Source organism: Streptomyces sp. TE5632 (genome assembly GCF_054061295.1).
On the sequence record NZ_JBSSEA010000003.1, the window covers coordinates 4,141,529 to 4,166,788 of the forward strand.

The 25,260-nt window shown below is 69.9% G+C and carries 26 protein-coding genes and 1 pseudogene; 21 read left to right on the top strand and 6 right to left on the bottom strand.

The features are described 5' to 3' along the window. Positions 1 to 156 precede the first annotated feature (156 nt). Positions 157 to 1,356 carry a signal recognition particle-docking protein FtsY gene (gene ftsY / locus ACVW19_RS24235; protein ID WP_457461695.1) on the top strand — a complete coding sequence of 400 codons (1,200 nt, stop codon included), beginning with the start codon at positions 157 to 159 and terminating at the stop codon, positions 1,354 to 1,356. A 127-nt stretch (positions 1,357 to 1,483) separates the two neighbouring features. Here ftsY and ACVW19_RS24240 read toward each other — a convergent pair whose 3' ends face one another. Then, entirely contained in the window at positions 1,484 to 2,149 is a 666-nt protein-coding gene (locus ACVW19_RS24240; protein WP_457461696.1) for a bifunctional DNA primase/polymerase, read from the bottom strand. Between the two features lie 443 nt (positions 2,150 to 2,592). On the opposite strand from ACVW19_RS24240, the gene nsdA reads away from it, so the two are divergent. The 5 genes from nsdA (at position 2,593) to ffh (ending at position 10,461) form a co-directional block, all read left to right on the top strand. Next, positions 2,593 to 4,086, top strand: coding sequence for a transcriptional repressor NsdA (nsdA, locus tag ACVW19_RS24245; protein ID WP_457461698.1), 1,494 nt, complete (start codon positions 2,593 to 2,595; stop codon positions 4,084 to 4,086). A gap of 456 nt (positions 4,087 to 4,542) precedes the next feature. Further along, positions 4,543 to 5,883: an ammonium transporter gene (locus ACVW19_RS24250; RefSeq protein ID WP_457461700.1), complete on the top strand. Its 1,341-nt coding sequence runs from the start codon at positions 4,543 to 4,545 to the stop codon at positions 5,881 to 5,883. Further along, positions 5,880 to 6,218, top strand: coding sequence for a P-II family nitrogen regulator (locus ACVW19_RS24255; protein ID WP_457461702.1), 339 nt, complete (start codon positions 5,880 to 5,882; stop codon positions 6,216 to 6,218). The genes ACVW19_RS24250 and ACVW19_RS24255 overlap by 4 nt, the downstream gene beginning before the upstream one ends. 27 nt (positions 6,219 to 6,245) lie before the next feature. Continuing rightward, positions 6,246 to 8,687, top strand: a complete 2,442-nt coding sequence (locus tag ACVW19_RS24260; RefSeq protein WP_457461704.1) for a [protein-PII] uridylyltransferase — start codon at positions 6,246 to 6,248, stop codon at positions 8,685 to 8,687. Between the two features lie 223 nt (positions 8,688 to 8,910). After that, positions 8,911 to 10,461 carry a signal recognition particle protein gene (gene ffh / locus ACVW19_RS24265; protein WP_457461705.1) on the top strand — a complete coding sequence of 517 codons (1,551 nt, stop codon included), beginning with the start codon at positions 8,911 to 8,913 and terminating at the stop codon, positions 10,459 to 10,461. Positions 10,462 to 10,568: 107 nt separating this feature from the next. On the opposite strand, the gene ACVW19_RS24270 is transcribed toward ffh, so the two are convergent. Next, positions 10,569 to 11,450, bottom strand: a complete 882-nt coding sequence (locus ACVW19_RS24270) for a methyltransferase domain-containing protein (RefSeq protein WP_457461707.1) — start codon at positions 11,448 to 11,450, stop codon at positions 10,569 to 10,571. A gap of 628 nt (positions 11,451 to 12,078) precedes the next feature. On the opposite strand from ACVW19_RS24270, the gene ACVW19_RS24275 reads away from it, so the two are divergent. From ACVW19_RS24275 to ACVW19_RS24340, 14 genes and pseudogenes are all read left to right on the top strand, one after another. Further along, positions 12,079 to 12,681 (top strand): hypothetical protein, encoded by a 603-nt coding sequence (locus tag ACVW19_RS24275; RefSeq protein ID WP_457461708.1) that lies wholly within the window; start codon positions 12,079 to 12,081, stop codon positions 12,679 to 12,681. A 337-nt stretch (positions 12,682 to 13,018) separates the two neighbouring features. Beyond that, positions 13,019 to 13,447, top strand: a complete 429-nt coding sequence (gene rpsP / locus ACVW19_RS24280) for a 30S ribosomal protein S16 (RefSeq protein WP_457461710.1) — start codon at positions 13,019 to 13,021, stop codon at positions 13,445 to 13,447. 2 nt (positions 13,448 to 13,449) lie between these two features. Then, a complete protein-coding gene (locus tag ACVW19_RS24285) occupies positions 13,450 to 13,689 on the top strand; it encodes an RNA-binding protein (RefSeq protein ID WP_005479813.1) in 240 nt (79 codons plus the stop codon). An 81-nt stretch (positions 13,690 to 13,770) separates the two neighbouring features. Beyond that, entirely contained in the window at positions 13,771 to 14,346 is a 576-nt protein-coding gene (gene rimM, locus ACVW19_RS24290; protein ID WP_457461712.1) for a ribosome maturation factor RimM, read from the top strand. Then, the gene (gene trmD, locus ACVW19_RS24295; RefSeq protein WP_457464766.1) at positions 14,346 to 15,179 is read left to right on the top strand and encodes a tRNA (guanosine(37)-N1)-methyltransferase TrmD; all 834 of its coding nucleotides are present in this window, start codon (positions 14,346 to 14,348) and stop codon (positions 15,177 to 15,179) included. Before rimM ends, trmD begins: the two co-directional genes overlap by 1 nt. A 133-nt stretch (positions 15,180 to 15,312) precedes the next feature. Further along, positions 15,313 to 15,663 (top strand): 50S ribosomal protein L19, encoded by a 351-nt coding sequence (gene rplS, locus ACVW19_RS24300; protein ID WP_109381761.1) that lies wholly within the window; start codon positions 15,313 to 15,315, stop codon positions 15,661 to 15,663. Positions 15,664 to 15,708: 45 nt separating this feature from the next. Next, positions 15,709 to 16,449 (top strand): signal peptidase I, encoded by a 741-nt coding sequence (gene lepB, locus ACVW19_RS24305; protein WP_457461714.1) that lies wholly within the window; start codon positions 15,709 to 15,711, stop codon positions 16,447 to 16,449. Next, positions 16,442 to 17,536 (top strand): signal peptidase I, encoded by a 1,095-nt coding sequence (gene lepB / locus ACVW19_RS24310; protein ID WP_457461716.1) that lies wholly within the window; start codon positions 16,442 to 16,444, stop codon positions 17,534 to 17,536. Before lepB (ACVW19_RS24305) ends, lepB (ACVW19_RS24310) begins: the two co-directional genes overlap by 8 nt. Beyond that, positions 17,424 to 18,401 (top strand): signal peptidase I, encoded by a 978-nt coding sequence (lepB, locus tag ACVW19_RS24315; RefSeq protein WP_457461718.1) that lies wholly within the window; start codon positions 17,424 to 17,426, stop codon positions 18,399 to 18,401. Before lepB (ACVW19_RS24310) ends, lepB (ACVW19_RS24315) begins: the two co-directional genes overlap by 113 nt. Before the next feature lie 54 nt (positions 18,402 to 18,455). Beyond that, positions 18,456 to 19,235 carry a signal peptidase I gene (lepB, locus tag ACVW19_RS24320; protein WP_457461719.1) on the top strand — a complete coding sequence of 260 codons (780 nt, stop codon included), beginning with the start codon at positions 18,456 to 18,458 and terminating at the stop codon, positions 19,233 to 19,235. Then, positions 19,225 to 19,749, top strand: coding sequence for an NUDIX hydrolase (locus ACVW19_RS24325; protein WP_457461721.1), 525 nt, complete (start codon positions 19,225 to 19,227; stop codon positions 19,747 to 19,749). Before lepB (ACVW19_RS24320) ends, ACVW19_RS24325 begins: the two co-directional genes overlap by 11 nt. 106 nt (positions 19,750 to 19,855) lie before the next feature. Continuing rightward, on the top strand, positions 19,856 to 20,164 hold the full coding sequence (locus ACVW19_RS24330) for a DUF2469 domain-containing protein (protein ID WP_003965949.1): 309 nt from the start codon (positions 19,856 to 19,858) through the stop codon (positions 20,162 to 20,164). Positions 20,165 to 20,261: 97 nt separating this feature from the next. Then, positions 20,262 to 20,663, top strand: a complete 402-nt coding sequence (locus tag ACVW19_RS24335; protein WP_457461722.1) for a YraN family protein — start codon at positions 20,262 to 20,264, stop codon at positions 20,661 to 20,663. A 1-nt stretch (position 20,664) separates the two neighbouring features. Next, positions 20,665 to 21,408: pseudogene (locus ACVW19_RS24340) on the top strand (magnesium chelatase domain-containing protein); the annotation flags it as partial. A gap of 55 nt (positions 21,409 to 21,463) precedes the next feature. Here ACVW19_RS24340 and ACVW19_RS24345 read toward each other — a convergent pair. Next, positions 21,464 to 21,724 carry a GntR family transcriptional regulator gene (locus ACVW19_RS24345; protein WP_457461724.1) on the bottom strand — a complete coding sequence of 87 codons (261 nt, stop codon included), beginning with the start codon at positions 21,722 to 21,724 and terminating at the stop codon, positions 21,464 to 21,466. A 121-nt stretch (positions 21,725 to 21,845) separates the two neighbouring features. Between ACVW19_RS24345 and ACVW19_RS24350 the strand changes: the two genes are divergently transcribed. Further along, the gene (locus tag ACVW19_RS24350) at positions 21,846 to 22,151 is read left to right on the top strand and encodes a hypothetical protein (protein WP_457461725.1); all 306 of its coding nucleotides are present in this window, start codon (positions 21,846 to 21,848) and stop codon (positions 22,149 to 22,151) included. A gap of 1,254 nt (positions 22,152 to 23,405) precedes the next feature. Here ACVW19_RS24350 and ACVW19_RS24355 read toward each other — a convergent pair. The 3 genes from ACVW19_RS24355 to ACVW19_RS24365 form a co-directional block, all read right to left on the bottom strand. Further along, positions 23,406 to 23,612, bottom strand: coding sequence for a hypothetical protein (locus ACVW19_RS24355; RefSeq protein ID WP_457461727.1), 207 nt, complete (start codon positions 23,610 to 23,612; stop codon positions 23,406 to 23,408). Positions 23,613 to 23,893: 281 nt separating this feature from the next. Next, entirely contained in the window at positions 23,894 to 24,319 is a 426-nt protein-coding gene (locus ACVW19_RS24360) for a P27 family phage terminase small subunit (protein WP_457461729.1), read from the bottom strand. 611 nt (positions 24,320 to 24,930) lie between these two features. Further along, on the bottom strand, positions 24,931 to 25,212 hold the full coding sequence (locus ACVW19_RS24365) for a hypothetical protein (protein WP_457461738.1): 282 nt from the start codon (positions 25,210 to 25,212) through the stop codon (positions 24,931 to 24,933). Between the last annotated feature and the right edge of the window lie 48 nt (positions 25,213 to 25,260).

Sequence of the window (25,260 nt, forward strand, 5' to 3'; positions counted from 1 at the left end):
CCGGGGCGGCGGTGTGTCCGTGCCGTGTGCCGCACGTCCTGACCCGCGCGTCGTCGGCCGCCGGCCACCGGGTCGCCGACCCGGGACGGCACGGGCCGTTCCACGGGGGTCGACCTAGGCCCGTCCGGGCTGCCCATGGCTGATACTGGACCCGTTATGGACATCGTCATCCTTGCTGTAGTCATCGCCGTGGTCGTGTTCGGTGTGCTCGGCGGGCTCATCGTCGGCAGCCGCCGCAAGAAGCAGCTGCCCCCGCCGCCGCCCACCGCGCCCGACATCACCGCCCCTCCGGCCGAGCCGCACGTCGGCGACGAGGCCGAGACGCCGCGGGAGGAACCGCGGCGCACCATCGAGGAGGTTGATCTTCCGGACGGCTCCGCCCCGGTCGTCGTCGAGGAGCCGCCCACCGAGGCTCCCGCGATCGAGATCCCGGAGCCCACCGCCGGCCGGCTCGTCCGGCTGCGCGCCCGTCTCTCCCGTTCACAGAACGCCCTGGGCAAGGGCCTGCTCGTCCTGCTCTCCCGCGAGCACCTCGACGAGGACACCTGGGAGGAGGTCGAAGACACCCTGCTCACCGCCGATGTCGGCGTGCAGCCCACCCAGGAGCTGGTCGAGCGGCTGCGCGAGCGCGTGAAGGTGCTCGGCACCCGCACCCCCGCCGAACTGCGCGGGCTGCTCCGCGAGGAGCTGATCACCCTGGTCGATCCCACGATGGACCGCACCGTGCGCACCGAGACCGAGACCGGTGGTCCGGGCGTCGTGATGGTCGTGGGGGTCAACGGCACCGGCAAGACCACCACCACCGGCAAGCTCGCCCGTGTCCTGGTCGCCGACGGCAACACCGTCGTCCTCGGCGCCGCCGACACGTTCCGCGCCGCCGCCGCCGACCAGCTCCAGACCTGGGGCGAGCGCGTCGGCGCCCACACTGTGCGCGGCCCGGAGGGCGGCGACCCGGCCTCCGTCGCGTTCGACGCGGTCAAGGAGGGCAAGGAGATGGGCGCGGGTGTCGTGCTCATCGACACCGCCGGCCGACTGCACACCAAGACCGGCCTGATGGACGAGCTCGGCAAGGTCAAGCGGGTCGTGGAGAAGCAGGCCCCGCTGGACGAGGTGCTGCTCGTGCTCGACGCCACCACCGGTCAGAACGGCCTGGTCCAGGCCCGGGTCTTCGCCGAGGTCGTCGACATCACCGGCATCGTGCTCACCAAGCTGGACGGCACGGCCAAGGGCGGCATCGTGATCGCCGTCCAGCGCGAACTGGGCGTCCCGGTCAAGCTGATCGGTCTCGGCGAGGGCGCGGACGACCTGGCACCGTTCGAGCCCGACGCGTTCGTGGACGCGCTCATCGGGGAGTGACTCCGAGGCGCCCCGCCGGACGGCACCCGCACCGACGCGAAGAAGCGCCCGCTTCCGGAAACCCGGAAACGGGCGCTTCGCCGTGCTGCTCCACGTACGGCTTCGGGGCCTACGCCTACGCCTACGCCTACGTCTGCAACCGATGCACGACGTACGCCAGCGTGCCCAGGACCAGACGGGCCTCGGGCGGGCGGGGAACCGAGTCGAGGGCGGGGGAGCGCAGCCAGCGCACCGGGCCGAGGCCGCCCCGGTCCGACGCCGGTGCCGTGATGTGCGTACCGGGACCGAGGCCGCGCAGGTCGAGGGCGGCCGGGTCGTCCCAGCCCATGCGGTAGAGCAGCTCGGGGAGCGCGGCGGCGGCGCCGGGGGCGACGAAGAACTGGGCCCGGCCGTCCGGGGTGGCGGCGACCGGGCCGACGGGCAGGCCCATGCGCTCCAGTCGGGCCAGGGCGCGGCACCCGGCGGGTTCGGCCACCTCGATCACGTCGAACGCCCGCCCGACCGGCAGCATCATCGCGGCGCCCGGGTACCCGGCCCAGATCTCCGTCACGTCGTCCAGCGGAGCCCCGGCGGGGATCTCCGGGGCGAGGTCCAGCGGATGTGCGCCCGGCGCCCGGCATCCCGCCCGGCCGCAGGAGCAGGCGCCGGCCGCGGCGCGGGCGCCCGGCACCACGTCCCAGCCCCACAGCCCGGTGTACTCCGCCACTCCGGTGCCGTCCGGCACGCGGCCCCGGCGGCGTGAGCCGGACCGGATGTCGCGGATGCCCCGGCTGATGCCGATCGTGAAGCCCATGCCCCCTCCAACGGGTCCGACGCACCGGTGGTTACGCAGCGGGCGCGACACGTGACTCTCTGTTCTCGACTTCCCCGTGCCGCGCGGCTCAGTCGGCGCCCGGAAGCGTCCGGGGTGGTGTGCGGGGCGGCTTGCACCCCCGAGTGCCTCGCCGCATCCACTGTGGCTGCCCTGTGTCAAGTGAATCGTGAGTCGGCCACCGTGAGTTCATTCGATGGGGTGGCGAATGGTGGCGATTACCGGTTCGCCATGGCTGGACGGGTGATCGTAGCGCTACGTTGTGTGCACGGCTTCTTGGGGCACATGCACACACGGGTATGCCGGAGGCAACTCGGCTTTCCGTTCGGTGGGTGGCATCCGCCGGACGGCGGCCCCGGCAACCGGCATTCTGATAGGGCTTGGCGCACTCAGCGGCGAGTGGTTTCAGGGATGGGGGCGTTCCAGTGAGCGGCAACGGCGGTGGCGGGACGAGCGCTGCGGGTACGGAGAAGCGTCCGAACGAGCTGCTCGCCTCGTGGTTCATCCGCAGCGGCTGGTCCAAGGGCGAACTCGCCCGCCAGGTCAACCGCAGAGCCCGCCAACTGGGCGCCAACCACATCTCCACCGACACCTCGCGCGTGCGCCGCTGGCTGGACGGCGAGAACCCGCGCGAGCCCATCCCGCGCATCCTGTCCGAGCTGTTCTCCGAGCGCTTCGGCGTCGTCGTGTCCGTCGAGGACCTGGGGCTGCGCACCACCCGGCCCTCGCCCTCCGCGACCGGCGTCGACCTGCCCTGGACGGGCCCGCAGACCGTGGCCCTGCTCAGCGAGTTCTCGCGCAGCGACCTCATGCTCGCGCGGCGCGGCTTCCTCGGGAGCTCGCTGGCCCTCTCCGCGGGCCCGTCCCTCATCGAGCCCATGCAGCGCTGGCTCGTCCCCACACCGTCCGCCGCCCCGTCCCGCCCGGAGTCCGAGTCCGCCGTCTTGGGGCAGACCCGCGGCCGGCTGTCCCAGCCGGAGCTGGACCTGCTGGAGACCACCACCGTGATGTTCCGGCAGTGGGACGCCCAGTGCGGCGGCGGCCTGCGCCGCAAGGCCGTCGTCGGGCAGCTGCACGAGGTGACGGACCTGCTCCAGGAACCCCAGTCCGACCCGGTCCGGCGGCGGCTGTTCAAGGTCGCCGCCGAGCTCGCCGAACTGGCCGGCTGGATGTCGTACGACGTCGGGCTCCAGCCCACCGCGCAGAAGTACCTCGTGCTCGCCCTGCACGCGGCCAAGGAGGCGGGGGACCGGCCGCTGGGCTCGTACATCCTGTCGAACCTGAGCCGTCAGATGATCCACCTCGGCCGGCCCGAGGACGCTCTGGAACTCATCCATCTCGCGCAGTACGGCAGCCGTGACTGCGCGAGCCCGCGCACCCAGTCGATGCTGTACGCGATGGAGGCCCGCGCCTACGCCAACATGGGCCAGCCCGGCCGGTGCAAGCGCGCGGTCAGGATGGCCGAGGACACCTTCGCCGAGGTCGGCGAGTGGGACGAACCGGACCCCGACTGGATCCGCTTCTTCTCCGAGGCCGAGCTGTACGGCGAGAACTCCCACTCCTTCCGCGACCTCGCCTACGTCGCCGGCCGCAGTCCCACGTACGCCTCCCTCGCCGAGCCGCTGATGGAGCGGGCCGTGGAGCTGTTCGCCCAGGAGAGCGCCGACTACCAGCGGTCGTACGCGCTCAACCTGATCGGCATGGCCACCGTGCATCTCCTCCAGCGTGAGCCCGAGCGGGGCGCGGTCCTCGCCACCGAGGCCATCAGGGCGGCCAAGAGGGTCCGCTCCGAGCGGGTCAACACACGTATCCGAAAGACGGTCGACACGGCCGTCCGTGACTTCGGGGACCTCGCCGAGGTCGTCGACCTCACCGAGCGGCTCGCCATCGAGCTGCCGGAGACCGCCGAAGCGGTCTGACTCCCGAAGCGGTCCGATCCCCGAAACTCGACAGGAACACCCCGAAGGACCGCAGGAATCTCCGGGAAAACCCCAGGCTCCGGCCGCGGCCGGCCCTCCCGAACTGCCCGACTCGGCTCCCCCATGCCAGGTCATCGGAAGGCCCGCCGCGGTCGGTTTTTTCGCGCCTGGACCGGTGCAGCTCTCGCGGACCTGATGCTCGCCGTCGGAGTTCCTCCATTGATGGTTGCGGCGCCCTGTGGCGAAGACTGCGTCACGACCAGGATCGGCACCCCCCCCGGATCCGGCGGTTCATCGGCCCGTAACACACGGGGTGCCTTCGTCACGGCGGTGAAACAGCGAGGGGCTTCCACCGAAACGGCGCTGCGCGAATCTCTTGGCGCAGAACCGGCCCACCCCTCACGACCCGCTCGGGTTTCGCCCGCACGGGGCCGTACCGACGACGAGGAGACGCCGATGGCAACAGCCGTCACCCTTGCCGCGGAGGCGCCCACGCTCTCTGCCGCCAACACAGGGTTCATGCTCATCTGTTCCGCCCTGGTGATGCTCATGACCCCGGGCCTGGCCTTCTTCTACGGAGGCATGGTCCGCGTCAAGAGCACCCTGAACATGCTGATGATGAGCTTCATCAGCCTGGGAATCGTCACCGTCCTGTGGGTGCTGTACGGCTTCTCCATGGCGTTCGGCACCGACTCCGGCGGCCTGGTCGGATGGAACTCCCACTGGGTCGGCCTCGGCGACATCGGCCTGACCGAGCTGTGGGACGGCTACACCATCCCCGTCTTCGTCTTCCTGGTCTTCCAGCTGATGTTCGCCGTCCTCACCCCCGCCCTGATCAGCGGCGCGCTCGCGGACCGCGTGAAGTTCACCGCGTGGGCGCTGTTCATCACCCTGTGGGTCACCGTCGTCTACTTCCCGGTCGCCCACTGGGTCTGGGGCGCCGGCGGCTGGGCCTTCGAACTGGGCGTCATCGACTTCGCCGGCGGGACGGCCGTCCACATCAACGCCGGTGCCGCCGCGCTCGGCGTGATCCTGGTCATCGGCAAGCGGATCGGCTTCAAGAGGGATCCGATGCGCCCGCACAGCCTCCCCCTGGTCATGCTCGGCGCCGCCCTGCTGTGGTTCGGCTGGTTCGGCTTCAACGCCGGTAGCTGGCTCGGCAACGACGACGGCGTCGGCGCGCTGATGTTCGTCAACACCCAGGTCGCCACCGCCGCCGCCGTACTCGGCTGGCTCGCCTACGAGAAGGTCCGCCACGGCGCGTTCACCACGCTGGGCGCCGCCTCCGGCGCGGTCTCGGGCCTGGTCGCCATCACCCCGGCCGGCGGCGCGGTCTCCCCGCTCGGTGCGATCGCCGTCGGCGCCGTCGCCGGTGTGCTGTGCGCCATGGCCGTCGGCCTGAAGTACCGGTTCGGCTACGACGACTCCCTGGACGTCGTCGGCGTCCACCTCGTCGGCGGCGTCATCGGCTCTTTGCTCGTCGGCCTCTTCGCCAGCGGCAAGGGCCAGTCGGACGTCCGAGGACTCTTCTACGGCGGCGGCCTCGACCAGTTCTGGAAGCAGTGCGCCGGAGTCTTCGGCGTCCTCGCCTACTCCCTGGTCGCCTCCGCGGTCCTCGCCTTCCTCCTGGACCGGACGATCGGCATGCGTGTCTCCGAGGACGAGGAGGTGGCCGGCATCGACCGGGTCGAACACGCCGAGACCGCATACGACTTCAGCGGCGCCGGCGGCGGTGCCGCCCGCAACGGCGCCCAGGCGCCCCTCGTCCCGGCCGAGAGCAAGAAGGTGGACGCATGAAGCTCATCACCGCCGTCGTCAAGCCGCATCGGCTCGACGAGATCAAGGAAGCCCTGCAGACCTTCGGGGTGCACGGCCTGACCGTCACCGAGGCCAGCGGCTACGGCCGCCAGCGCGGCCACACCGAGGTCTACCGCGGTGCCGAGTACACCGTCGACCTGGTGCCCAAGATCCGTATCGAGGTGCTGGTGGAGGACGAGGACGCCGAGCAGCTGATCGACGTCGTCGTGAAGGCGGCCCGCACCGGCAAGATCGGCGACGGCAAGGTCTGGTCGGTCCCGGTCGGGACCGCCGTACGGGTCCGCACCGGTGAGCGCGGCCCGGACGCGCTCTGAACAGGGCGAACAAAACAGAAACCACCGATGACGGGGACGGGCATGTACGACGAGACGAAGGGATCGGGGCCCGGCGGCTACGCGGCGGCCCGGCTGCACCTCCTCACCGAGGAGACGCGGTCCGGGCCGCCGCGCCGCGCCGCCCTCGCGAACCTCACGGACGACTGGCTCGCCGGGCTCTTCGCGGCGGGTGCCGAGAGGGTGCGCGGGGTGTCCCTGGTCGCCGTGGGCGGCTACGGGCGCGCGGAACTGTCCCCGCGCAGCGATCTCGACCTGCTCCTGCTGCACAACGGCGGCGACCCCAAGGCGGTCGCCGCCCTCGCCGACCGCCTCTGGTACCCCGTCTGGGACCTGGGCCTCGCCCTCGACCACTCCGTCCGCACCCCGGCCGAGGCACGCAGGACCGCGGGCGAGGACCTCAAGGTCCAGCTCGGCCTGCTGGACGCCCGGCACATCGCCGGTGACCTCGACCTCACCACCGCACTGCGCACGGCGGTGCTCGCCGACTGGCGCAACCAGGCGCCGAAGCGGCTCCCCGCCCTCCAGGAGCTGTGCGCCGAACGCGCCGAACGCGTGGGCGAGTTGCAGTACCTTCTGGAACCCGACCTCAAGGAGGCCCACGGCGGGCTTCGCGACGCCACCGCCCTGCGCGCCGTCGCCGCCTCCTGGCTCGCCGACGCCCCACGTGAGGGCCTGGCCGACGCCCGCCGCCGTCTCCTCGACGTACGGGACGCACTGCACCTGGCCACCGGGCGCGCCACCGACCGGCTCGCGCTGCAGGAGCAGGACCAGGTCGCGGCCGAGCTGGGCATGCTCGACGCGGACGTGCTGCTGCGGCAGGTCTACGAGGCCGCGCGCGTCATCGCCTACGCCGGTGACGTCACCTGGCGCGAAGTGGCGCGCGTGCTGCGCTCCCGTGCCGTACGCCCCCGGCTGCGCGCCCTGCTCGGCGGCAGCAGGCCCGGCGCCGAGCGCCGTCCGCTGGCCGAGGGCGTCGTCGAGCAGGACGGTGAGGCGGTGCTCGCCCGCACGGCACGACCCGAACGTGACCCCGTGCTCCCCCTGCGTGCCGCGGCCGCCGCCGCACAGGCCGGGCTCCCGCTCTCCTCGCACGCCGTCCGGCGGCTCGCGGCCACCGCGCGCCCGCTGCCCACACCCTGGGCCGCCGAGGCCCGCGAACAACTGGTGACCCTGCTGGGCTCCGGCCGGCCCACCCTCGACGTCTGGGCGGCGCTGGAGGCGGAAGGCATGGTCACACGGTTGCTGCCCGACTGGGAGCGGGTCCGCTGCCGCCCGCAGCGCAACGCCGTGCACCTCTGGACCGTCGACCGGCACCTCGTCGAGACGGCCGTCCGCGCCTCCGAGTTCACCCGACGCGTGCACCGGCCCGACCTGCTCCTCGTCGCCGCGCTGCTGCACGACATCGGCAAGGGGTGGCCCGGCGACCACTCCGTGGCCGGCGAGACCATCGCCCGGGACACGGCCGCGCGGATCGGCTTCGACCGCCACGACGTCGCGGTGATCGCCGCCCTCGTCCGGCACCATCTCCTGCTCGTCGAGACCGCCACCCGGCGCGACCTGGACGACCCGGCCACCGTGCGCGCGGTCGCCGAGGCCGTCGGCTCCCAGGGCACCCTCGAACTGTTGCACGCCCTCACCGAGGCGGACGCCCTCGCCACCGGACCGGCCGCCTGGTCGTCATGGCGCGCCTCACTCGTCGCCGACCTGGTCAAACGGGTCTCGGCGGTACTGGCCGGGGACCTCCCGGCCGGGCCCGAGGAGGCCGCGCCCACCGCGGAACAGGAACGGCTAGCCATCGAGGCCGTCGCCACGGGCGCGCCCGTGCTGTCCCTGCGGGCGCAGACCGAGCCGCCCGCCGAACCTTTTGGCGACCCCGAACCGCAGGGCGTGGAACTGCGCATCGCCGTACCCGACCAGGAGGGCGTGCTGCCCGCGGTGGCCGGGGTGCTCGCGATGCACCGGCTGACCGTACGGACCGCGGAGCTGCGGGCGCTGGACCTCCCGGCCGGCGTGGACGGCTCCGTGCTGCTGCTGGACTGGCGGGTCGCCGCCGAGTACGGCTCCCTGCCCCAGGCCGTCCGGCTCCGCGCCGACCTGGTACGTGCCCTGGACGGCAGCCTCGACATCGTCGGCCGACTCGCCGACCGGGACGCCGCGCACCCCCGCCGCCGGGGCGTGGTCGCACCGCCGCCGCGCGTGACGGTCGCCCCGGCCGCCTCCCGGCACGCCACGGTGCTCGAGGTCCGGGCGCAGGACGCGCCGGGTCTGCTGTTCCGCATCGGACGGGCGCTGGAGGACGCGGGGGTGCGGGTGCGGAGTGCACATGTGAGCACGTTGGGGGCGAACGCGGTGGACGCCTTTTACGTGACGCAGGAACAGGGTGTGCCTCTGCCGGGTGATGAGGCGGTGGCTGTGGCCCGGAAACTGGAGGAGACGTTGCGGGCGTGACCTTCCGGGAGGCCCTGCGCTTACCGGATACGCTCCCCGCTGCTGCGGGGATGACCCGGAGCGCGCCCTTGGCGCTGAGGTGTGCAATGCGTGCTCCCCGCCACTGCGGGGCTCCTTCCGTCCCTGCCCGCTCTCCCGAGCGGGCAGGGACGATTTGCTTGCGCGGCCGGATACCCTGGAGTGCGACCCGAAACTGCTCCCGACTCCAAGGACCGACGCCGCCGTGTTCGATACTCTCTCCGACCGCTTGTCAGCCACTTTCAAGTCTCTCCGGGGCAAGGGCAGGCTGTCCGAGGCGGACATCGACGCCACGGCGCGCGAAATCCGTATCGCGCTCCTCGAGGCCGACGTGGCCCTCCCCGTCGTCCGGGCATTCATCAAGAATGTCAAGGACAGGGCTTTGGGCGCCGAGGTCTCCAAGGCGCTCAACCCGGCGCAGCAGATCATCAAGATCGTCAATGACGAACTGATCACCATCCTCGGCGGCGAGACCCGGCGGCTGCGCTTCGCCAAGCAGCCGCCGACCGTGATCATGCTGGCCGGTCTGCAGGGCGCCGGTAAGACCACGCTCGCGGGCAAGCTCGGCAAGTGGCTCAAGGACCAGGGGCACTCCCCGGTGCTGGTCGCCGCCGACCTCCAGCGCCCGAACGCGGTCAACCAGCTCAGCGTCGTCGCCGAGCGCGCGGGCGTCGCCGTCTACGCGCCCGAGCCGGGCAACGGCGTGGGCGACCCGGTGAAGGTCGCCGAGGACTCCATCGAGTTCGCGCGGACCAAGGTCCACGACATCGTCATCGTGGACACCGCCGGCCGCCTGGGCATCGACCAGGAGATGATGAAGCAGGCCGCGGACATCCGCGACGCCGTCCGGCCCGACGAGATCCTTTTCGTCGTCGACGCGATGATCGGTCAGGACGCGGTCAACACCGCCGAGGCCTTCCGCGACGGCGTCGGCTTCGACGGAGTGGTGCTCTCCAAGCTCGACGGTGACGCCCGCGGTGGTGCGGCGCTGTCGATCCGGCAGGTCACCGGCAAGCCGATCATGTTCGCGTCGAACGGTGAGAAGCTCGACGACTTCGACGCCTTCCACCCGGACCGGATGGCCTCCCGCATCCTCGACATGGGTGACCTGCTCACCCTGATCGAGCAGGCGGAGAAGACCTTCAGCCAGGAAGAGGCCGCCCAGATGGCCTCCAAGCTGGCGTCCAAGAAGGGCCAGGACTTCACCCTGGACGACTTCCTGGCCCAGATGGAGCAGGTCAGGAAGATGGGCAGCATCTCCAAGCTGCTCGGCATGCTGCCCGGCATGGGGCAGATCAAGGACCAGATCAACAACCTCGACGAGCGGGACGTCGACCGCACCGCCGCGATCATCAAGTCGATGACCCCGGCCGAGCGCCAGGACGCGACCATCATCAACGGCTCCCGCCGCGCCCGTATCGCCAAGGGTGCCGGTGTCGAGGTCAGCGCCGTGAAGTCCCTTGTGGAGCGGTTCTTCGAGGCCCGCAAGATGATGTCCCGCATGGCCCAGGGCGGCGGCATGCCGGGGATGCCCGGGATGCCGGGCATGGGCGGCGGCCCCGGCCGGCAGAAGAAGAAGCAGAAGCAGGCCAAGGGCAAGCAGCGCTCCGGCAACCCGATGAAGCGCAAGCAGCAGGAGCAGGAGGAGGCCGCGCGCCGCGCGGCGGCCGCGGAGGGCGGCAACGCCTTCGGGCTGCCCCAGCAGGGCGGCCAGGACTTCGAGCTGCCCGACGAGTTCAAGAAGTTCATGGGCTGAGAAGTCCGGGGCTGACGGCCCCCTCCGTACGGCACGGGGCGAGGAGCCCCTTTGCCGGAGGGGGTCAAGTGGGGCCAAGGGGCGGCGAGGGGTGCCCCGTGACGGCGTCAGGGTGTCCGTGCGATCAGGTACCGGAACACGTTCGGCATCCACACGGTGCCGTCCTGCCGCTGGTACGGGTGCAGTGCCTCGGCCAGTTCCTTGTTCACCTGCACCTGGTCCGTCGCGGCGATCGCCGGGTCGAACAGCCCTGTCGAGAGCAGTCCCCGTACGGCGCTGTCCACGTCGGCGTATCCGAAGGGGCAGGCCACCCTTCCCGAGCCGTCCGGCCGAAGCCCCGCGCGCTGGGCGACCTGCTCCAGATCGTCGCGGTGCGCGGGACGCCAGGTGCCCGTGCCGCGCACCGGCTCCGCCAGCCTGGTGGCCACCCGGAGCACGGACGCCGTGGCGCAGCGTTCCGGCGGGCCCCAGCCGGTGAGGACCACGGCCGCTCCGCGTCCGGCGAGCGGCGTCGCCTCGGCGAGCAGTCCTCCCAGTTCTTCCGCGTCGCCCGCGAGGCATCCGATCGGTTCGAAGGCGGTCACCACGGTGTACCCGGCGGCGTCCGCTCGGGCCGCCCCGGGGGAGCCGTCCACGATCCGGGTGTCCGCACGCCCCCGCGCGCGTGGGTCCCGCCCGGCGGGCAGCAGTCGTTCGCGCGCGTGGGCCAGCCGGTCGGACGAGGTGTCGACACCGGTGACCGCGGCGCCCCGGGAGGCCGCCATCAGCAGGGCGAGCCCCGCACCGCAGCCGAGGCCGAGCAGCCGTGTCGCGGGCCCCACGTCCAGCCGCTCGTAGACGGCCTCGTAGAGCGGTACGAGCATCCTCTCCTGTATCTCGGACCAGTCACGCGCGCGTGCCCGTCGGTCCACGCGAGGACCGGGCTCCGCAGGACCGTGTCCCGTACCAGTACTACGAGGAAGGTGCTGCCCCACGAGCGTAGGTGTCATAGGTAAGCGCCCCAATCAGCCGAGAGTTGCCGCCGTGCCCGATTACGTGCCCCCCGTGCAGTGCGCTCGCACTCCCCCGTATGCCAGGAAACTCCGCCCTCGACCCGGCGTCCAGTGGAACGGGGCGGCGGCTTGGGAGTCGCTCGTGCCAGTGGCAAGAATTCACATTCCGGCAATCGGGGGGCGATGAGCCGGTTTTGGCCAAGGTCCGCAAACCCCTGATCGAGGTCGTGTCCGGTCGTGTCCGGTCGCGTCCCCTCATAAGGGCCGGGCCGGTGTCGGGTGCCGTCGACGGACCCGGTAACGTCGCGGTCGTGGCACTCGTCCACCGGGCGTCGTGGCACTCGTCCGCCGGGCTGAGGTGCTCCGCCGCGAGAGAGCGGCCGAAACGCCTCTTGCGTACCCGTGGATCGCAGACGCACCGGCGCGCGGGCCCCGCGTACGCGCCGGGCCGGGGGACGGTGTACGTCGGCCTACGCACCACCTTGAGGTGAGCTGCGAGGCTTCTCCGCAGATCAGCGCACCCGCCCGTCGTCGGGACGCATGAGCGGGTACTGACGGGTAAGGGCAAATTATTTGGGATGCCCCGGAATCGGAACACAGAGGCACCCCGGCTCGTTGTCATTACGTGAGCACGACACAGACACCACCTGTACTCGCCGCAGAACTGGCGCAGGCGTGGGCCGATATTCAGCGGTACCACCCCGAGCTGCCCGATCTTGCCGCGCCCGAGTCCCTGATCGGGGAGTCGTCGTCCGCGTGCGGTCACGAACTCTCCTTCGAGCGACTGCTGCATGAGGCAGTCCACGGTGTCGCCGCCGCGCGCGGCGTACGCGACACCTCCCGCGCCGGCCGCTACCACAACCGCCGTTTCCTCGCGATCGCCGAGGAACTGGGCCTGGACCATCCCGACGAGCCGCATCCCAGCAGCGGCTTCTCGCTGGTCGCACTCACCCCGGAGGCGAAGCGCCGCTACCGCCCGACGGCGGAGCGTCTCCAGCGCGCCCTGAAGGCGCATTCCGCCGCGACCGCGGGTGACACCGCCCGCAGCTTCCGAGGTCCGGCGGCACGGCACGGTTCGTCCGGCGGTGGTGTGCGCGTCAAGGCCGTCTGCGACTGCGGTCGCAATGTGCGCGTCGTCCCGTCGGTGCTGGCCCAGGCTCCCATCGTCTGCGGCGGCTGCGGCAAGCCGTTCAGGATCCCTGAGACGGTGGCCTCGGCGGCGAGCTGACAGCGACCCGGCATCTCGTGGGTGCCGGACGCATCGGGACGGGCCCCGAAGGCGTGCGGGTGCCGTTCCGCACACCGCTCCGGGGCCGGTCGCGCCGCAGGGCGGCCCCGCCCGGCGCGATGGCGCCACCGTGCCGGGCGGGTCTGCGGCCTGCCCGCGTGCGGGCCCGCGGTCCCGGGTGCCCCGCGGTGTGTGGCACAATGGCTAGCTGTACTCGACAGCCGCACAGGAACCCTCTCGCCTCCGGCTGACGCGTCCATCGGGCAATCGGGTACCGCAACCCCACGCGGCCGTCCCGCCGTGCCCAACCACGTCAAATCCAGGAGAACTCACTCCCGTGGCAGTCAAGATCAAGCTGAAGCGTCTGGGCAAGATCCGTTCGCCTCACTACCGCATCATCGTCGCCGACTCCCGTACCCGCCGTGACGGCCGGGCCATCGAGGAGATCGGCAAGTACCACCCGACGTACAACCCGTCGGTGATCGAGGTCGACGGTGAGCGCGTGGCGTACTGGCTCGGTGTCGGCGCCCAGCCGACCGAGCCCGTGCTCGCCATCCTCAAGAAGACCGGCGACTGGCAGAAGTTCAAGGGCGAGCCCGCCCCGGCTCCGCTGCTGCAGCAGGCCGAGAAGGCCGCGCGCCCGTCGTTCGACGTGCTCGGCGGCGAGGACGAGGGCAAGGGTGAGGCGATCACCCAGAAGAAGAAGACCGAGAAGAAGGACGAGGCCGCCGCTGAGTCCTCCTCGTCTGCGTCGACCGAGGCCTGAGCATGCTCGAGGAGGCTCTCGAGCACCTCGTGAAGGGCATCGTCGACAATCCTGACGATGTGCAGGTCGCCTCGCGCGACCTGCGCCGCGGTCGGGTGCTCGAGGTCCGGGTCCACCCGGACGACCTCGGCAAGGTGATCGGCCGCAACGGCCGCACCGCACGCGCTCTGCGGACCGTCGTGGGCGCCATCGGCGGCCGCGGTGTCCGTGTCGACCTCGTCGACGTGGACCACGTCCGCTGACGCTCAGCGCAACCGGCTCGGGCCGGGGAGGGCCTCAGGGCCGTCCCCGGCCCGTCGTCGTACGACAGGAGATCAAGCACAGTGCAGCTGGTAGTCGCTCGCATCGGCCGTGCCCACGGCATCAAGGGCGAGGTCACCGTGGAGGTCCGCACCGATGAGCCGGAGCTGAGGCTCGGGCCCGGCGCCGTCCTGGCCACCGATCCCGCCACCGCCGGTCCGCTCACCATCGAGACCGGCCGGGTGCACAGCGGTCGCCTCCTGCTGCGTTTCGAGGGCGTCCGCGACCGCACCGGCGCCGAGGCGCTGCGCAACACCCTGCTCATCGCCGAGGTCGACCCGAACGAGCGGCCCGAGGACGAGGACGAGTACTACGACCATCAGCTGATCGACCTGGACGTCGTCACCGAGGACGGGCAGCACGTCGGCCGGATCACCGAGATCTCCCACCTGCCGACGCAGGACCTGTTCGTGGTGGAACGCCCCGACGGCAGCGAGGTGTTCGTGCCGTTCGTGGAGCAGATCGTCACCGGGATCGACCTCGAGGAGCAGCGCGCGGTCATCGACCCGCCGCCGGGCCTGATCGACGGCACCCCGGACGGCGGCGGCCCCGACGAAGCCGCCGAGGAACACGGTGCCTCCCCGCGGGACGAGGCGTGATGCGGCTCGACGTCGTCACCATCTTCCCCGAGTACCTCGAACCGCTGAACGTCTCCCTCGTGGGCAAGGCACGCGCGCGGGGACAGCTGAACGTCCGGGTGCACGACCTCCGCTCGTGGACCCACGACCGGCACAACACCGTCGACGACACCCCGTACGGCGGCGGCCCCGGCATGGTCATGAAGACCGAACCGTGGGGCGAGGCGCTCGACGAGGTCCTGGCGGAGGGCTACGAGGCCGGCTCGTACGCGCCCGTCCTGGTCGTCCCCACTCCCAGCGGCCGCCCCTTCACCCAGGAACTCGCCGTCCAGCTCTCCGAGTGTCCCTGGCTGATCTTCACGCCGGCCCGTTACGAAGGCATCGACCGGCGCGTCGTCGACGAGTACGCGACCCGTATGCCCGTGCACGAGGTGTCCATCGGCGACTACGTCCTGGCCGGCGGAGAGGCGGCCGTCCTCGTGATCACCGAGGCCGTGGCCCGGCTGCTGCCCGGCGTCCTGGGCAACGCCGAGTCCCACCGGGACGACTCCTTCGCCCCGGGCGCGATGGCGAGCCTCCTGGAAGGACCTGTCCACACCAAGCCACCCGTCTGGCGGGGCCGGGGGATTCCCGAGGTGCTGCTCAGCGGGCACCACGGGAAGATCGCCCGTTGGCGGCGCGACGAGGCGCTCAGGCGCACCACCGCGAACCGGCCCGATCTCATCGAACGCTGCGATCCGGGGGCCTTCGACAAGAAGGACCGCGAGATGCTCTCCATCCTGGGCTGGGAACCGGACCCGGAGGGGGAGCCGCACGGCCGATTTTGGCGCAGGACCGGCGGCGTGGAAGAATAGGCCGCTGTCGTGCGCCGTCCGGCGTGCGCCCCTGCCGCAGGGGGACACGACGCCCGCCCCGGACCGCACACCCGAGATCCGAACCCCTAGTTGCCGTTGATGACCTGCGGCATCAGCGAAGAAAGCAGACGAAATGTCTCACCTGCTCGACTCCGTCGACTCCGCGTCGCTGCGCAGCGACGTCCCGGCCTTCCGTCCCGGTGACACCGTCAACGTCCACGTGCGCGTCATCGAGGGCAACCGCACTCGTGTGCAGCAGTTCAAGGGCGTGGTGATCCGCCGCCAGGGTGCCGGCGTGCGCGAGACCTTCACGGTCCGCAAGGTCTCCTTCTCCGTCGGCGTCGAGCGCACCTTCCCGGTGCACACCCCGATCGTGGAGAAGATCGAGCTCGTCACCAAGGGTGACGTCCGTCGCGCCAAGCTGTACTACCTGCGTGACCTGCGCGGCAAGGCGGCGAAGATCAAGGAGAAGCGCGAGAACTGAGCGCTTTTCCGAGGTGAGCCCGGGGCCGGATAACATCTGGCCTCGATGGACACCGAAGCACAGCCGACGGAGCGCGACCGCTCCTCCCACCCGGCCGGACCCGAGGAGACCTCGGAGGCCCCGGGTCCGGAGGAACGGTCGCGTTCCTCGTTGGTGCCGCGTCTCGTGGGCGGGCTCCCCGGAGGGTGGATCACCGCGACCCTGCTGTCGGTGCTGCTGCTCCTGCTGGTGCTCAGCACGTTCGTGGCACGGCCGTTCCAGATCCCCAGCGGATCGATGGAGCCCTCGTTGAGGGCCGGGGACCGCGTTCTCGTACTGAAGTCGGCATACCTTTTCGGAGCCGGGCCGCAACGTGGCGACGTGGTTGTGTTCGACGGCACCGGGTATTTCGGGGACACCGACTACATCAAGCGCGTTGTCGGTGTGGGCGGGGACCACGTGATCTGCTGCGACAGGGAGGGGAGGATCCGGGTGAACGGCCGGTCGGTCGACGAGTCGGGCTTCCTGTTCCCCGGCGAGAGCGCGTCCACCGTACCCTTCGACGTCGTCGTGCCCGAGGGGCGCCTGTTCGTCCTCGGCGATCACCGCGGCGACTCCAGCGACTCCCGCGACCATCTCGGATCGCCCGGCGGCGGCATGATCCCGGTGAGCGCGGTGATCGGCCGCGCCGACTGGATCGTCTCGCCCTTCGACCGCACCACCCGGCTGCGCCGTCCCGACGCCTACGCGCGCGTGCCGGCACCGGGGACGGACGCGGCACACCCCGGGGAGGGGGCCCATGGGTAACCGGGGCAAACCCCGCGGCCTCCCGGTGAGCGCCGCGGAGAACCTGCTGCCCACCGGCGCTCGCCGCGCGGTCAGCTCGGCCGACGGACGGAGCCGGGCCGACCGGCGCAAGCTCCAGCGGAAGGTCAAGCGGCGGCGCAGGCGCGGCGCGGTCAAGGAGATACCGCTCCTGATCGGGGTCGCCGTCGTGATAGCGCTGGTGCTGAAGACGTTCCTCGTCCAGGCCTTCGTCATCCCGTCCGGCTCCATGGAGCAGACGATCCAGGTCGGCGACCGCGTCCTGGTCGACAAGCTCACCCCGTGGTTCGGCTCCAAGCCGCAGCGCGGGGACGTCGTCGTGTTCAAGGACCCCGGCGGCTGGCTGCAGGACGAGCAGACCACTCCCACGAGGGACGACCCGGTCGGCGTCAAGCAGGTCAAGGACGGGCTCACCTTCATCGGGCTGCTGCCGTCGGAGAACGAGAAGGACCTCATCAAGCGGGTCGTCGGAGTCGGCGGCGACCAGGTCAAGTGCTGTGACACACAGGGCCGGGTCACCGTCAACGGCGTACCCCTGGAGGAGGGCGACTACCTCTACCCGGGCAACGCCCCGTCCACGACGCCGTTCGAGGTCACCGTGCCCGAGGGGCGCCTGTGGGTGATGGGCGACCACCGGTCCAACTCCGCCGATTCCCGCTCCCACCAGGACACCGACTACGGCGGCACCGTCTCCGAGGAGGAGGTGGTGGGCCGGGCCATGGTCATCGCCTGGCCGTTCGCTCACTGGAACACTCTGGACGAACCGAAAACCTATGCGTCCGTGGCTGACCCGACGCGCGGGTCGACCGCTGCCGCCCCGCTGTCGCATAGGGTTGCCCAGGACCATTCGAACGGAATGGTTCAGCTCCCGAGCCCTGCGGAACTCCCGCTCGTTATGGGAGTGGTGGGCCTGCGCCGCGTATGGGGCAGGCGGCGGCACAGAGTGAGGAGCTGGCGTGGGGGATGTGGCGGTTGGCGCACGATCCGGAGCCGACGGCGAGGAGCACCGCGATCGAACCGCGGGGCCGGACGTCCCGGCCGAGGACAGCGCCGCGACCTCCGGGAATGACTCCCCGGCGGTCGAGGAGGGCAGCGTGAGGGACTACCGGACGAGGACCGGGGACCAGGGGCCGGGCGAGCCGTCCCGCCAGGAGAAGAAGCCACGCTCCTTCTGGAAGGAACTGCCCGTCCTGGTCGGTATCGCGCTGGTGCTGGCGCTGCTGATCAAGACATTCCTGCTGCAGGCGTTCTCGATTCCGTCGGACTCGATGCAGAACACCCTCCAGCAGGGTGACCGCGTCCTGGTCGACAAGCTCACCCCCTGGTTCGGTTCCGAGCCCGAGCGCGGCGAGGTCGTGGTCTTCCACGACCCCGACAACTGGCTGGCGGGCGAGCCGACGCCGGAGGCCAACGCGCTGCAGAAGGTCCTCAGCTGGATCGGCCTGATGCCGTCCGTGGAGGAGAAGGACCTGATCAAGCGGGTCGTCGGAGTCGGCGGAGACGTCGTCGAGTGCAAGGGCACCGGGCCGCTGACGGTCAACGGCGTCGCCCTGAACGAGGCGTCGTACGTCTACCCGGGCAACACACCGTGCAGCCAGGACGACCAGGGCGGCCAGTTCAGGGTCGAGGTGCCCGAGGGCCACATCTGGGTCATGGGCGACCACCGGCAGAACTCCCGGGACTCCCGGTACAACCAGGCCGACAAGAACAACGGCATGGTCCCGGTGAAGGAAGTCGTCGGCCGTGCCGTCGTCATCGGCTGGCCGGTCAACCGCTGGGACTACCTCGAGGTCCCTGACACCTTCGACCAGCCCGCGCTGAACAACGAGGCGTCGGCCGGGGCGGCCCGGTCGGTGGCGCCCCAGGGGCTCGCGCTGGTGGGCGCCGTGCCGCTGGTGCTGTGGCGGCGCAGGCCCGGTGGTGGCGAGCGCTGAGCGCCGCCGAGGAGGGGCTGACCCGGTTCGGTACCGCCGGGTAGGGTGCCGTCCATGACTGGTCGGAGCACGACGCGTACGGCTTCGCGGGGCGGCGGTGCGGGCCGGGGACCGGCGGGCGGCCGGACCGGGCAGCGACTGTCCTCACTGGCCGTGGCGCTGGGCATGGTGCTCTTCCTCGGCGGGTTCGCCTGGGGAGCGGTCGTGTACCGGCCGTACACCGTGCCCACCACCTCGATGGCGCCGACGATCGGCGCCGGTGACCGGGTGCTGGCCCAGCGCACCGACAGCGGTGCCGTCCGCCGCGGTGACGTCGTGGTCTTCGAGGACACGAACTGGGCGAACGTACCGGTCCTCAAGCGGGTGGTCGCCGTCGGCGGCGACACCGTCTCCTGCTGCGAGGACGGTCGGCTGAAGGTCAACGGTACGTTGATCGACGAACCGTACCTCTCCGAGGACGAGGTGGCCGGGTTCAGCGGCTTCCCGGAGGTGACCGTGCCGAAGGGGCGGCTGTTCCTGCTCGGTGACGAGCGCGCCGGTTCCGTGGACTCCACCTCCCATCTCACCGACGCCGCGAACGGCACCGTCTCCCGCAAAGCCGTCCAGGCCCGGGTCGACGCCGTGGTCTGGCCGATGGAGGGCATGCTGAAGGCCCCCACCGGCTTCGAGGAGCTCGGCGCCCTCTCTGCGCCGGGGCCGCTGCGGACGATCGTCGCCCTGGTGATCGCCGGCGCGGTGCTCATCTTCGGCGGCGCCGCGTACGGCCCCCTCGCCGAGCGGGCCGGAGCCTCCCGGGCGCGGAAGGCGGACGTGGGGGCGTCCGGTGGCCGCTGAGCCGGCCCGGCCGGCCGAGGACTCCTACGACGGCGGACTGCGCAGGGTCGCCCGCGTGGTGCTGCTCGACCCGCGGGACCGCATCCTGCTGCTGCACGGCCATGAGCCGGACGACCCGGCCGACGACTGGTGGTTCACACCCGGCGGCGGCGTGGAGGGCGACGAGACCCGGGAACAGGCCGCGCTGCGGGAGCTCGCGGAGGAGACGGGCATCACCGAGGTGGAGCTGGGGCCCGTGCTGTGGCGGCGGCAGTGCTCCTTCCCGTTCGCGGGCCGCCGCTGGGACCAGGACGAGTGGTACTACCTCGCCCGCACCACCCGGACGGCCACCGGAGCCACGGCGCTGACCGAATTGGAGCGGCGCAGTGTCGCCGGAGCGCGCTGGTGGACGTGCCCGGAACTGGCGCGGGCGCATGAGACGGTGTACCCGACCAGACTCGCCGAACTGCTGCGCACGCTGCTCGAGGAGGGCCCTCCGGCCGGACCCGTGACCCTCGACACCGAGATCGTCTAGCGGAAGGTCCCGGGAGCTGTCCGGCAGGGCGGACCGGCTTCAGAAAACGGAGGCCCACGGGACTGGCGCACAATGGTGGGATCGCACGGGTGAAGGGGAACATGCCATGAGCGCCGAGGACCTCGAGAAGTACGAGACCGAGATGGAGCTCAAGCTCTACCGGGAGTACCGCGACGTCGTCGGTCTGTTCAAATACGTGATCGAGACCGAGCGCCGCTTCTATCTGACCAATGACTACGAGATGCAGGTGCACTCGGTCCAGGGCGAGGTGTTCTTCGAGGTTTCCATGGCGGATGCCTGGGTCTGGGACATGTACCGGCCGGCCAGGTTCGTGAAACAGGTGCGCGTCCTCACGTTCAAGGACGTGAACATCGAGGAGCTCAACAAGAGCGATCTGGAGCTCCCCGGCGGATGACAGGAGCTCTGGGCGGGTGACAGGGCCCCCGGCGGGTGACGGAGTTGTCCACAATCCCCGGGTTGTCCACCAAGATCCACTTCGGGCGGCCGACTGCGTGACGGTTGGCGCCGGAGGTGGTGCCGACATGTACACCCAGCAGGCACGCAGCGCACTCGGCAGGTACGGCGAGGCGCTGGCCGCGCGGCGGCTGGCGCAGGCCGGAATGACGGTCCTGGAACGCAACTGGCGCTGCGGTAGAACCGGCGAGATCGACATCGTGGCCAGGGACGGAGACGTCCTCGTCGTCTGCGAGGTGAAGACCCGCAGGGCCGCGTCCTTCCAGCACCCCATGGCGGCCGTCGACCCCGCCAAGGCGAGCCGCCTGCGGGACCTGGCGCAGCGCTGGCTCCAGGCGCACGGGGGAGCGCCGCCCGGCGGCGTCCGCATCGACCTGGTCGGCGTCCTGCTGCCGGAGCGGGGCGCGCCCCGGGTCGAGCACGTCCGGGGGGTGGCCTGAGATGGGGTTCGCCCGTACCTGCTCGGTGGCGCTGGTGGGCGTCGAGGGCGTGGTCGTGGAGGTCCAGGCCGACCTGGAACCGGGAGTGGCGGCGTTCACCCTGGTGGGGCTGCCGGACAAGAGCCTGACGGAGAGCCGGGACCGGGTCAGGGCCGCCGTGGTCAACTCCGGTGCGGAGTGGCCGCAGAAGAAGCTCACCGTGGGGCTCAGCCCGGCATCGGTGCCGAAGGCCGGCAGCGGCTTCGACCTGGCCGTCGCCAGTGCCGTCCTGGGCGCCGCCGAGCGGATCGATCCTCGGGTGCTCGCCGACCTCGTGATGATCGGTGAGCTGGGACTGGACGGCAGAGTGCGACCGGTCCGGGGCACGCTGCCCGCAGTCATCGCGGCGGCCGACGCGGGATACGAGCAGGTGGTGGTGCCCGAGTGCGCCGCCGCCGAGGCCTCGCTGGTGCCGGGTGTGTCGGTACTGGGTGTCCGCAGCCTGCGCCAGCTGATCGCCGTCCTCACCGACGAACCCGTTCCCGAGGAGGAACCGGGCGGCCGGGGGCGGCCCGATCCGCTCCTGGCCGGGCTGCGGGTCCCCGGCACCGGTGCGGCCACCGGTATGCACAGCGCCGGCGCGGCCCACTACGACCCCGGCCACGACCTCTCCGACGTCGTCGGCCAGCTTCCGGCGCGGACCGGGGTGGAGGTGGCGGCGGCCGGCGGGCACCACCTGTTCCTCGAAGGACCGCCCGGCGCGGGTACACACTGAAGGAGACAGACTAGCAGCATGCGCCAAACAGGCCGCTGACCAGGGGTTATGTGCGCGGCAGCGGGTCCACGACGAAGGTTCCCAGCCCAACCTCTCCGCGCGTCCACCCCTCCTCGCGGACATGCCGCATGGCCTTCGCTGCCGTGGCATTGACGACGTCGAACTCTTGGGCAATCTCCAGCGTGGACGGCACACGGCTTCCCGGCGGATAGGTGCCGTCCTGAATCCGCCGGATGATCTCCGCTGCAATCTGCCGCCACAGTGGGCGCGTGCGGTCAAGCTCCATAATCTCAGCGTGGGTGACCATGGTTTTCTATGCATCCGTAGATAACCGTGGATAACTACGGGTACCGTGGCAGACGCAAAAAGACCCCGGCGACGGGGGCAACCGTCCCGGGGCGTGGCAGACACGATCGGAGCGTGCCCACATGAGCGAGAGTATCGAAGCGATTTCCGGCCTTCGCCGTCTTCCGTGGCGAACCGATAGCGGCAAGCCCGCATACCTGGACAGCGACGACCCGAACAGTCTCCTGTCTCTCATGGCTGACAGCGTCGAGAGCCAGCAGATCGAGAGCGCTGAAACCATGCTGGGGCTTGTCCGGCCCATGTACGCGCCTGAGGCACGCCTGACGGCCGCTGAAGCCCTGTTCATGCTGCGACGCACGGCGGAGTGCCTGAGCGACGTAATCGACGTGGCGCGGATGCGTGGCGAACGGTTGGGGACAGCGGACTGAGTCAAGGCACAGCGAAGCCCCTACCCGCTGATCAGTAGGTAGGGGCTTCGTCATGGCCACCAGCGGCCCTCTGAGCGGCCACCAGTAGCTAGGTGGGGCACAGGGCCGGACAGCGCCTAGGGAGCCCTCAGCGGGGCGGCAACGGCGCCGGGGCAGCAATGGCAAATGTCCGATATGGCGCCAGGCGACTCGATGCTTACGCATAGTGCATAGGTATTGAGCGGAGAGTTATCTAATATCACCCCTGTTCGGATCCTGCAAGTTTGCATACGCGTGACAGTGAATCTCTCATGCATGGAATGCAGGATCTGTCAAGTCGCTAGGTCAACACGCCGTTTGGATCGTCGATACGTTCTGTCGAGTTGCCAGCGGGAAGTACCTGCAAACTTGATGCTGTGTCAGCACTGCACTTGTCAAGCTATTTGACGTAACATCATAAACTGACTGATCACATAGAAGCGGAGATGTCAAGCAATCTGACTTGCTGTTAGGAACTGAGTGGTCACTCAGGGAACGTTCTGTCAAGCCCTTGAGCGCCGAAGCCACGCCACCGACAAACACCAGGCACACCGACGAAGAATGCCCCGCACCGGCCACCAGGAAAGGCAGCGGGTGCGGGGCACGGTCATGCGGCCATCGTCAGATATCGGCGGCCAGTCCGTTCGGACACTCCGAAGTGGTCAGCCATCATGCGGCCGGTCACGGGTCGGCCATTCCGGGATGCGAGCACGGCCACAGCAGCGCGAATGTCCTCAGCGGAAGGCGGAGTTACCGGGAGTGCATCCGCACTGTCCGGTTCGCTGTCCTTGAAGTCTTGCCACAGGTCATCAGTCGGCCAACTGTCCGGCAAGCCCTGTGCGCCGTTCTGAGGGGCTATCACTGACGCGCTGGGCTCAGGCTCCGCCAGGGTGACCGTAGGGCGCTCAGGCAGCCGCTCAGGGCTTTCTGTGCGATGCATCCGCCAGACGGTCAGCGGGAAGACGGCATGCAGCCCAGCGGCCACCCATGTACCTACGGCCGTAAGGCTTTCTGTCGTAAGGACACCAGCCACATTCGCGGCCACGGCAACGGACACGGCCAGCGCGATATCCCGCCGTGACCGGACAGCCCAAACCATAAACAGATCAATGGCCACGGGTACGGCCGGAGCAACGGACTCAGGGACACCATGAGCCAGCGCCAAATCCCGCTGTGTCGCATAGCTGATCACCATGGCCGCAGCAAGGGCCGCGTACCGGACAGCGTTAGTGAAAGTCATTCGGTAGCGCTCCATTCGGTCACGCGCTGGTGAGCTTCCGGCATTTGGAAATCATCGCCCTGGACGAATTGGCGCCGGGTGCGCGCTGACAGGAAAGCCTTACGGTCATTCCAGGGGACTTCCCACAGTGGCTTACCTAGGTCTTCGTCGGGCAACGCCAGGAAGGCGGCAACGCGCGCCTTGAAATCGGGGGTCATGGTCACTCTCAGGGCATACGAAAGCCCCGGCCAATCGCCGACCGGGGCTCAGGGGTTATCGCTTCATCTTCCAGCCATCGGGTTTCAACGCTGTCAGCCAATCCGGATCACGCTGCGCAAACGGGTCCAGTGCGTTGCCCCAATTGATGGCCCTCAGAATGTCAGCTTCCCGCGCTGTAATGCGCCCAGCGTCGGCATGCCTGGCGATAGCCGCGTGAAATGCCTGAGCCGTAGGCCGGTCAATTGAGCCAGCGGAGCGGAAGGCAGCATGCAGCGCGCCGAAGGTGCTAGTCATCAAGACCAGCCACCAGCCTTAGCGCTGCCGCACTGGCATCCGTAGGGCCAGCGTCACCATAGTCTTCGTACGGTTCACGGCCGTTCTTTACCATGGCACGATTACGGGCAGCCGCATACGGGTTAAGCCCCAGGGAGTTTTGCAGCGCGCGAATACCGGCCGAATACATGTTGATGATGGTTATTGCCGGATGCTTGACGGGAACGCCGTTGGCGCCGGTAAGGATCATGCCGTCACGGCTCAGTTGGCGCTCAGCCTCAGCGACACGGGCGACCGACAGGCAATAGGTCGTTGCCGCATCCCGTTGACTCGCCGGAATGTCAATGTCAGCGGTCATGCGCTGCCATGCTGCGGAAGCATCGGCCGTTGTCTGGGGGTCCGTACCAAATTCAGCGGACCAATCAGGTTCGATAATCAAGGTTTGCATCATCCTTTGTGCCACGAAAAAGGTCTTACCCCCCTACGCGATAACTTCCCCTCCCTGCCGCGCGGACAGGATGAGGGTCGGGAGTCACCCCCCAGGGGGTAGGGCTCAGAACGGCGGCTCTTCCGTCCGGGCCTCATGCTCTGCTGTCCAGCGTTGCCATTCACGCTGAGCCTGTGTCTGCCTCTGCCGCTCAGCCACAACACCACCAGGCTGCGCACGGCCAGTCTCGCGGTTATGACAGCTGACGCACAATGCCCTCAGGTGCTCATGGGCATTCGGGTCAGCGACGCCACGCGCCTTTAGTTCCTTCCTGCTCACAGGAAAGTGATCGGCAACACGCGCTTCGCGCCCGCACAACACACACCATGCGTTTAGGTAAAGGAATGACTCCCGTCTCCGTGGCCAATCCTTGCCGTATGCGCTGGTTCCCTTCTCGGCGCGATTGGCAGTCAACATGTGCGCATGGTCAGCGCATGCCCGCGCCTTGCCGGTTAGCAGGTTCGGGCAATTGGGGGTGGCAGTGCAACGGCGACGGGGGAGGCTTGGCATAGGGGGTATTCCTTCGGAAGGAGGTGGGGGGCTTAGCACCAGCACGGGGGCACCTACGGATTTCCGGAGGTGAGGGCGCGGAATAGCTCAGCGTCGCTCAGGCCGTGGATTGCTGCCCCGGCGTCTAGCTCTGTCTGTACGTCGTCCAGTTGGTCTAGCTCATCTTCCGCAGCACACAGCATGTTCCGAATGGCTTGCACCAGTCGCGCGGCTTTCTCAGGGTCGGGCTTCCCCTCTTCGAGCATGCGGCGAATGTCTTCGGAATAGGTACGCGCATAGCTCAGGGCTTCCACCAGCGAAGCGGCATGCGAAGGTGCACAGTCATCGGACAGCATGGAATTCCGTTCACGTCAGCACACGCGCCAGCAACGTTACGGCGCGTC

What these genes read in the sequence shown, in the direction of transcription:
- ACVW19_RS24270 (WP_457461707.1), bottom strand. Translation starts at nt 11,450, where the DNA reads ATGACACCTACGCTCGTGGGGCAGCACCTTCCTCGTAGTACTGGTACG.
- ACVW19_RS24365 (WP_457461738.1), bottom strand. Translation starts at nt 25,212, where the DNA reads ATGCTGTCCGATGACTGTGCACCTTCGCATGCCGCTTCGCTGGTGGAA.
- lepB (WP_457461719.1), top strand. Translation starts at nt 18,456, where the DNA reads ATGACTGGTCGGAGCACGACGCGTACGGCTTCGCGGGGCGGCGGTGCG.
- ACVW19_RS24350 (WP_457461725.1), top strand. Translation starts at nt 21,846, where the DNA reads ATGAGCGAGAGTATCGAAGCGATTTCCGGCCTTCGCCGTCTTCCGTGG.
- trmD (WP_457464766.1), top strand. Translation starts at nt 14,346, where the DNA reads ATGCGGCTCGACGTCGTCACCATCTTCCCCGAGTACCTCGAACCGCTG.
- lepB (WP_457461714.1), top strand. Translation starts at nt 15,709, where the DNA reads ATGGACACCGAAGCACAGCCGACGGAGCGCGACCGCTCCTCCCACCCG.
- ACVW19_RS24240 (WP_457461696.1), bottom strand. Translation starts at nt 2,149, where the DNA reads ATGGGCTTCACGATCGGCATCAGCCGGGGCATCCGCGACATCCGGTCC.
- ACVW19_RS24250 (WP_457461700.1), top strand. Translation starts at nt 4,543, where the DNA reads ATGGCAACAGCCGTCACCCTTGCCGCGGAGGCGCCCACGCTCTCTGCC.
- ACVW19_RS24285 (WP_005479813.1), top strand. Translation starts at nt 13,450, where the DNA reads ATGCTCGAGGAGGCTCTCGAGCACCTCGTGAAGGGCATCGTCGACAAT.
- lepB (WP_457461716.1), top strand. Translation starts at nt 16,442, where the DNA reads ATGGGTAACCGGGGCAAACCCCGCGGCCTCCCGGTGAGCGCCGCGGAG.
- ACVW19_RS24330 (WP_003965949.1), top strand. Translation starts at nt 19,856, where the DNA reads ATGAGCGCCGAGGACCTCGAGAAGTACGAGACCGAGATGGAGCTCAAG.
- ftsY (WP_457461695.1), top strand. Translation starts at nt 157, where the DNA reads ATGGACATCGTCATCCTTGCTGTAGTCATCGCCGTGGTCGTGTTCGGT.
- rplS (WP_109381761.1), top strand. Translation starts at nt 15,313, where the DNA reads ATGTCTCACCTGCTCGACTCCGTCGACTCCGCGTCGCTGCGCAGCGAC.
- ACVW19_RS24260 (WP_457461704.1), top strand. Translation starts at nt 6,246, where the DNA reads ATGACGGGGACGGGCATGTACGACGAGACGAAGGGATCGGGGCCCGGC.
- ACVW19_RS24345 (WP_457461724.1), bottom strand. Translation starts at nt 21,724, where the DNA reads ATGGTCACCCACGCTGAGATTATGGAGCTTGACCGCACGCGCCCACTG.
- ACVW19_RS24255 (WP_457461702.1), top strand. Translation starts at nt 5,880, where the DNA reads ATGAAGCTCATCACCGCCGTCGTCAAGCCGCATCGGCTCGACGAGATC.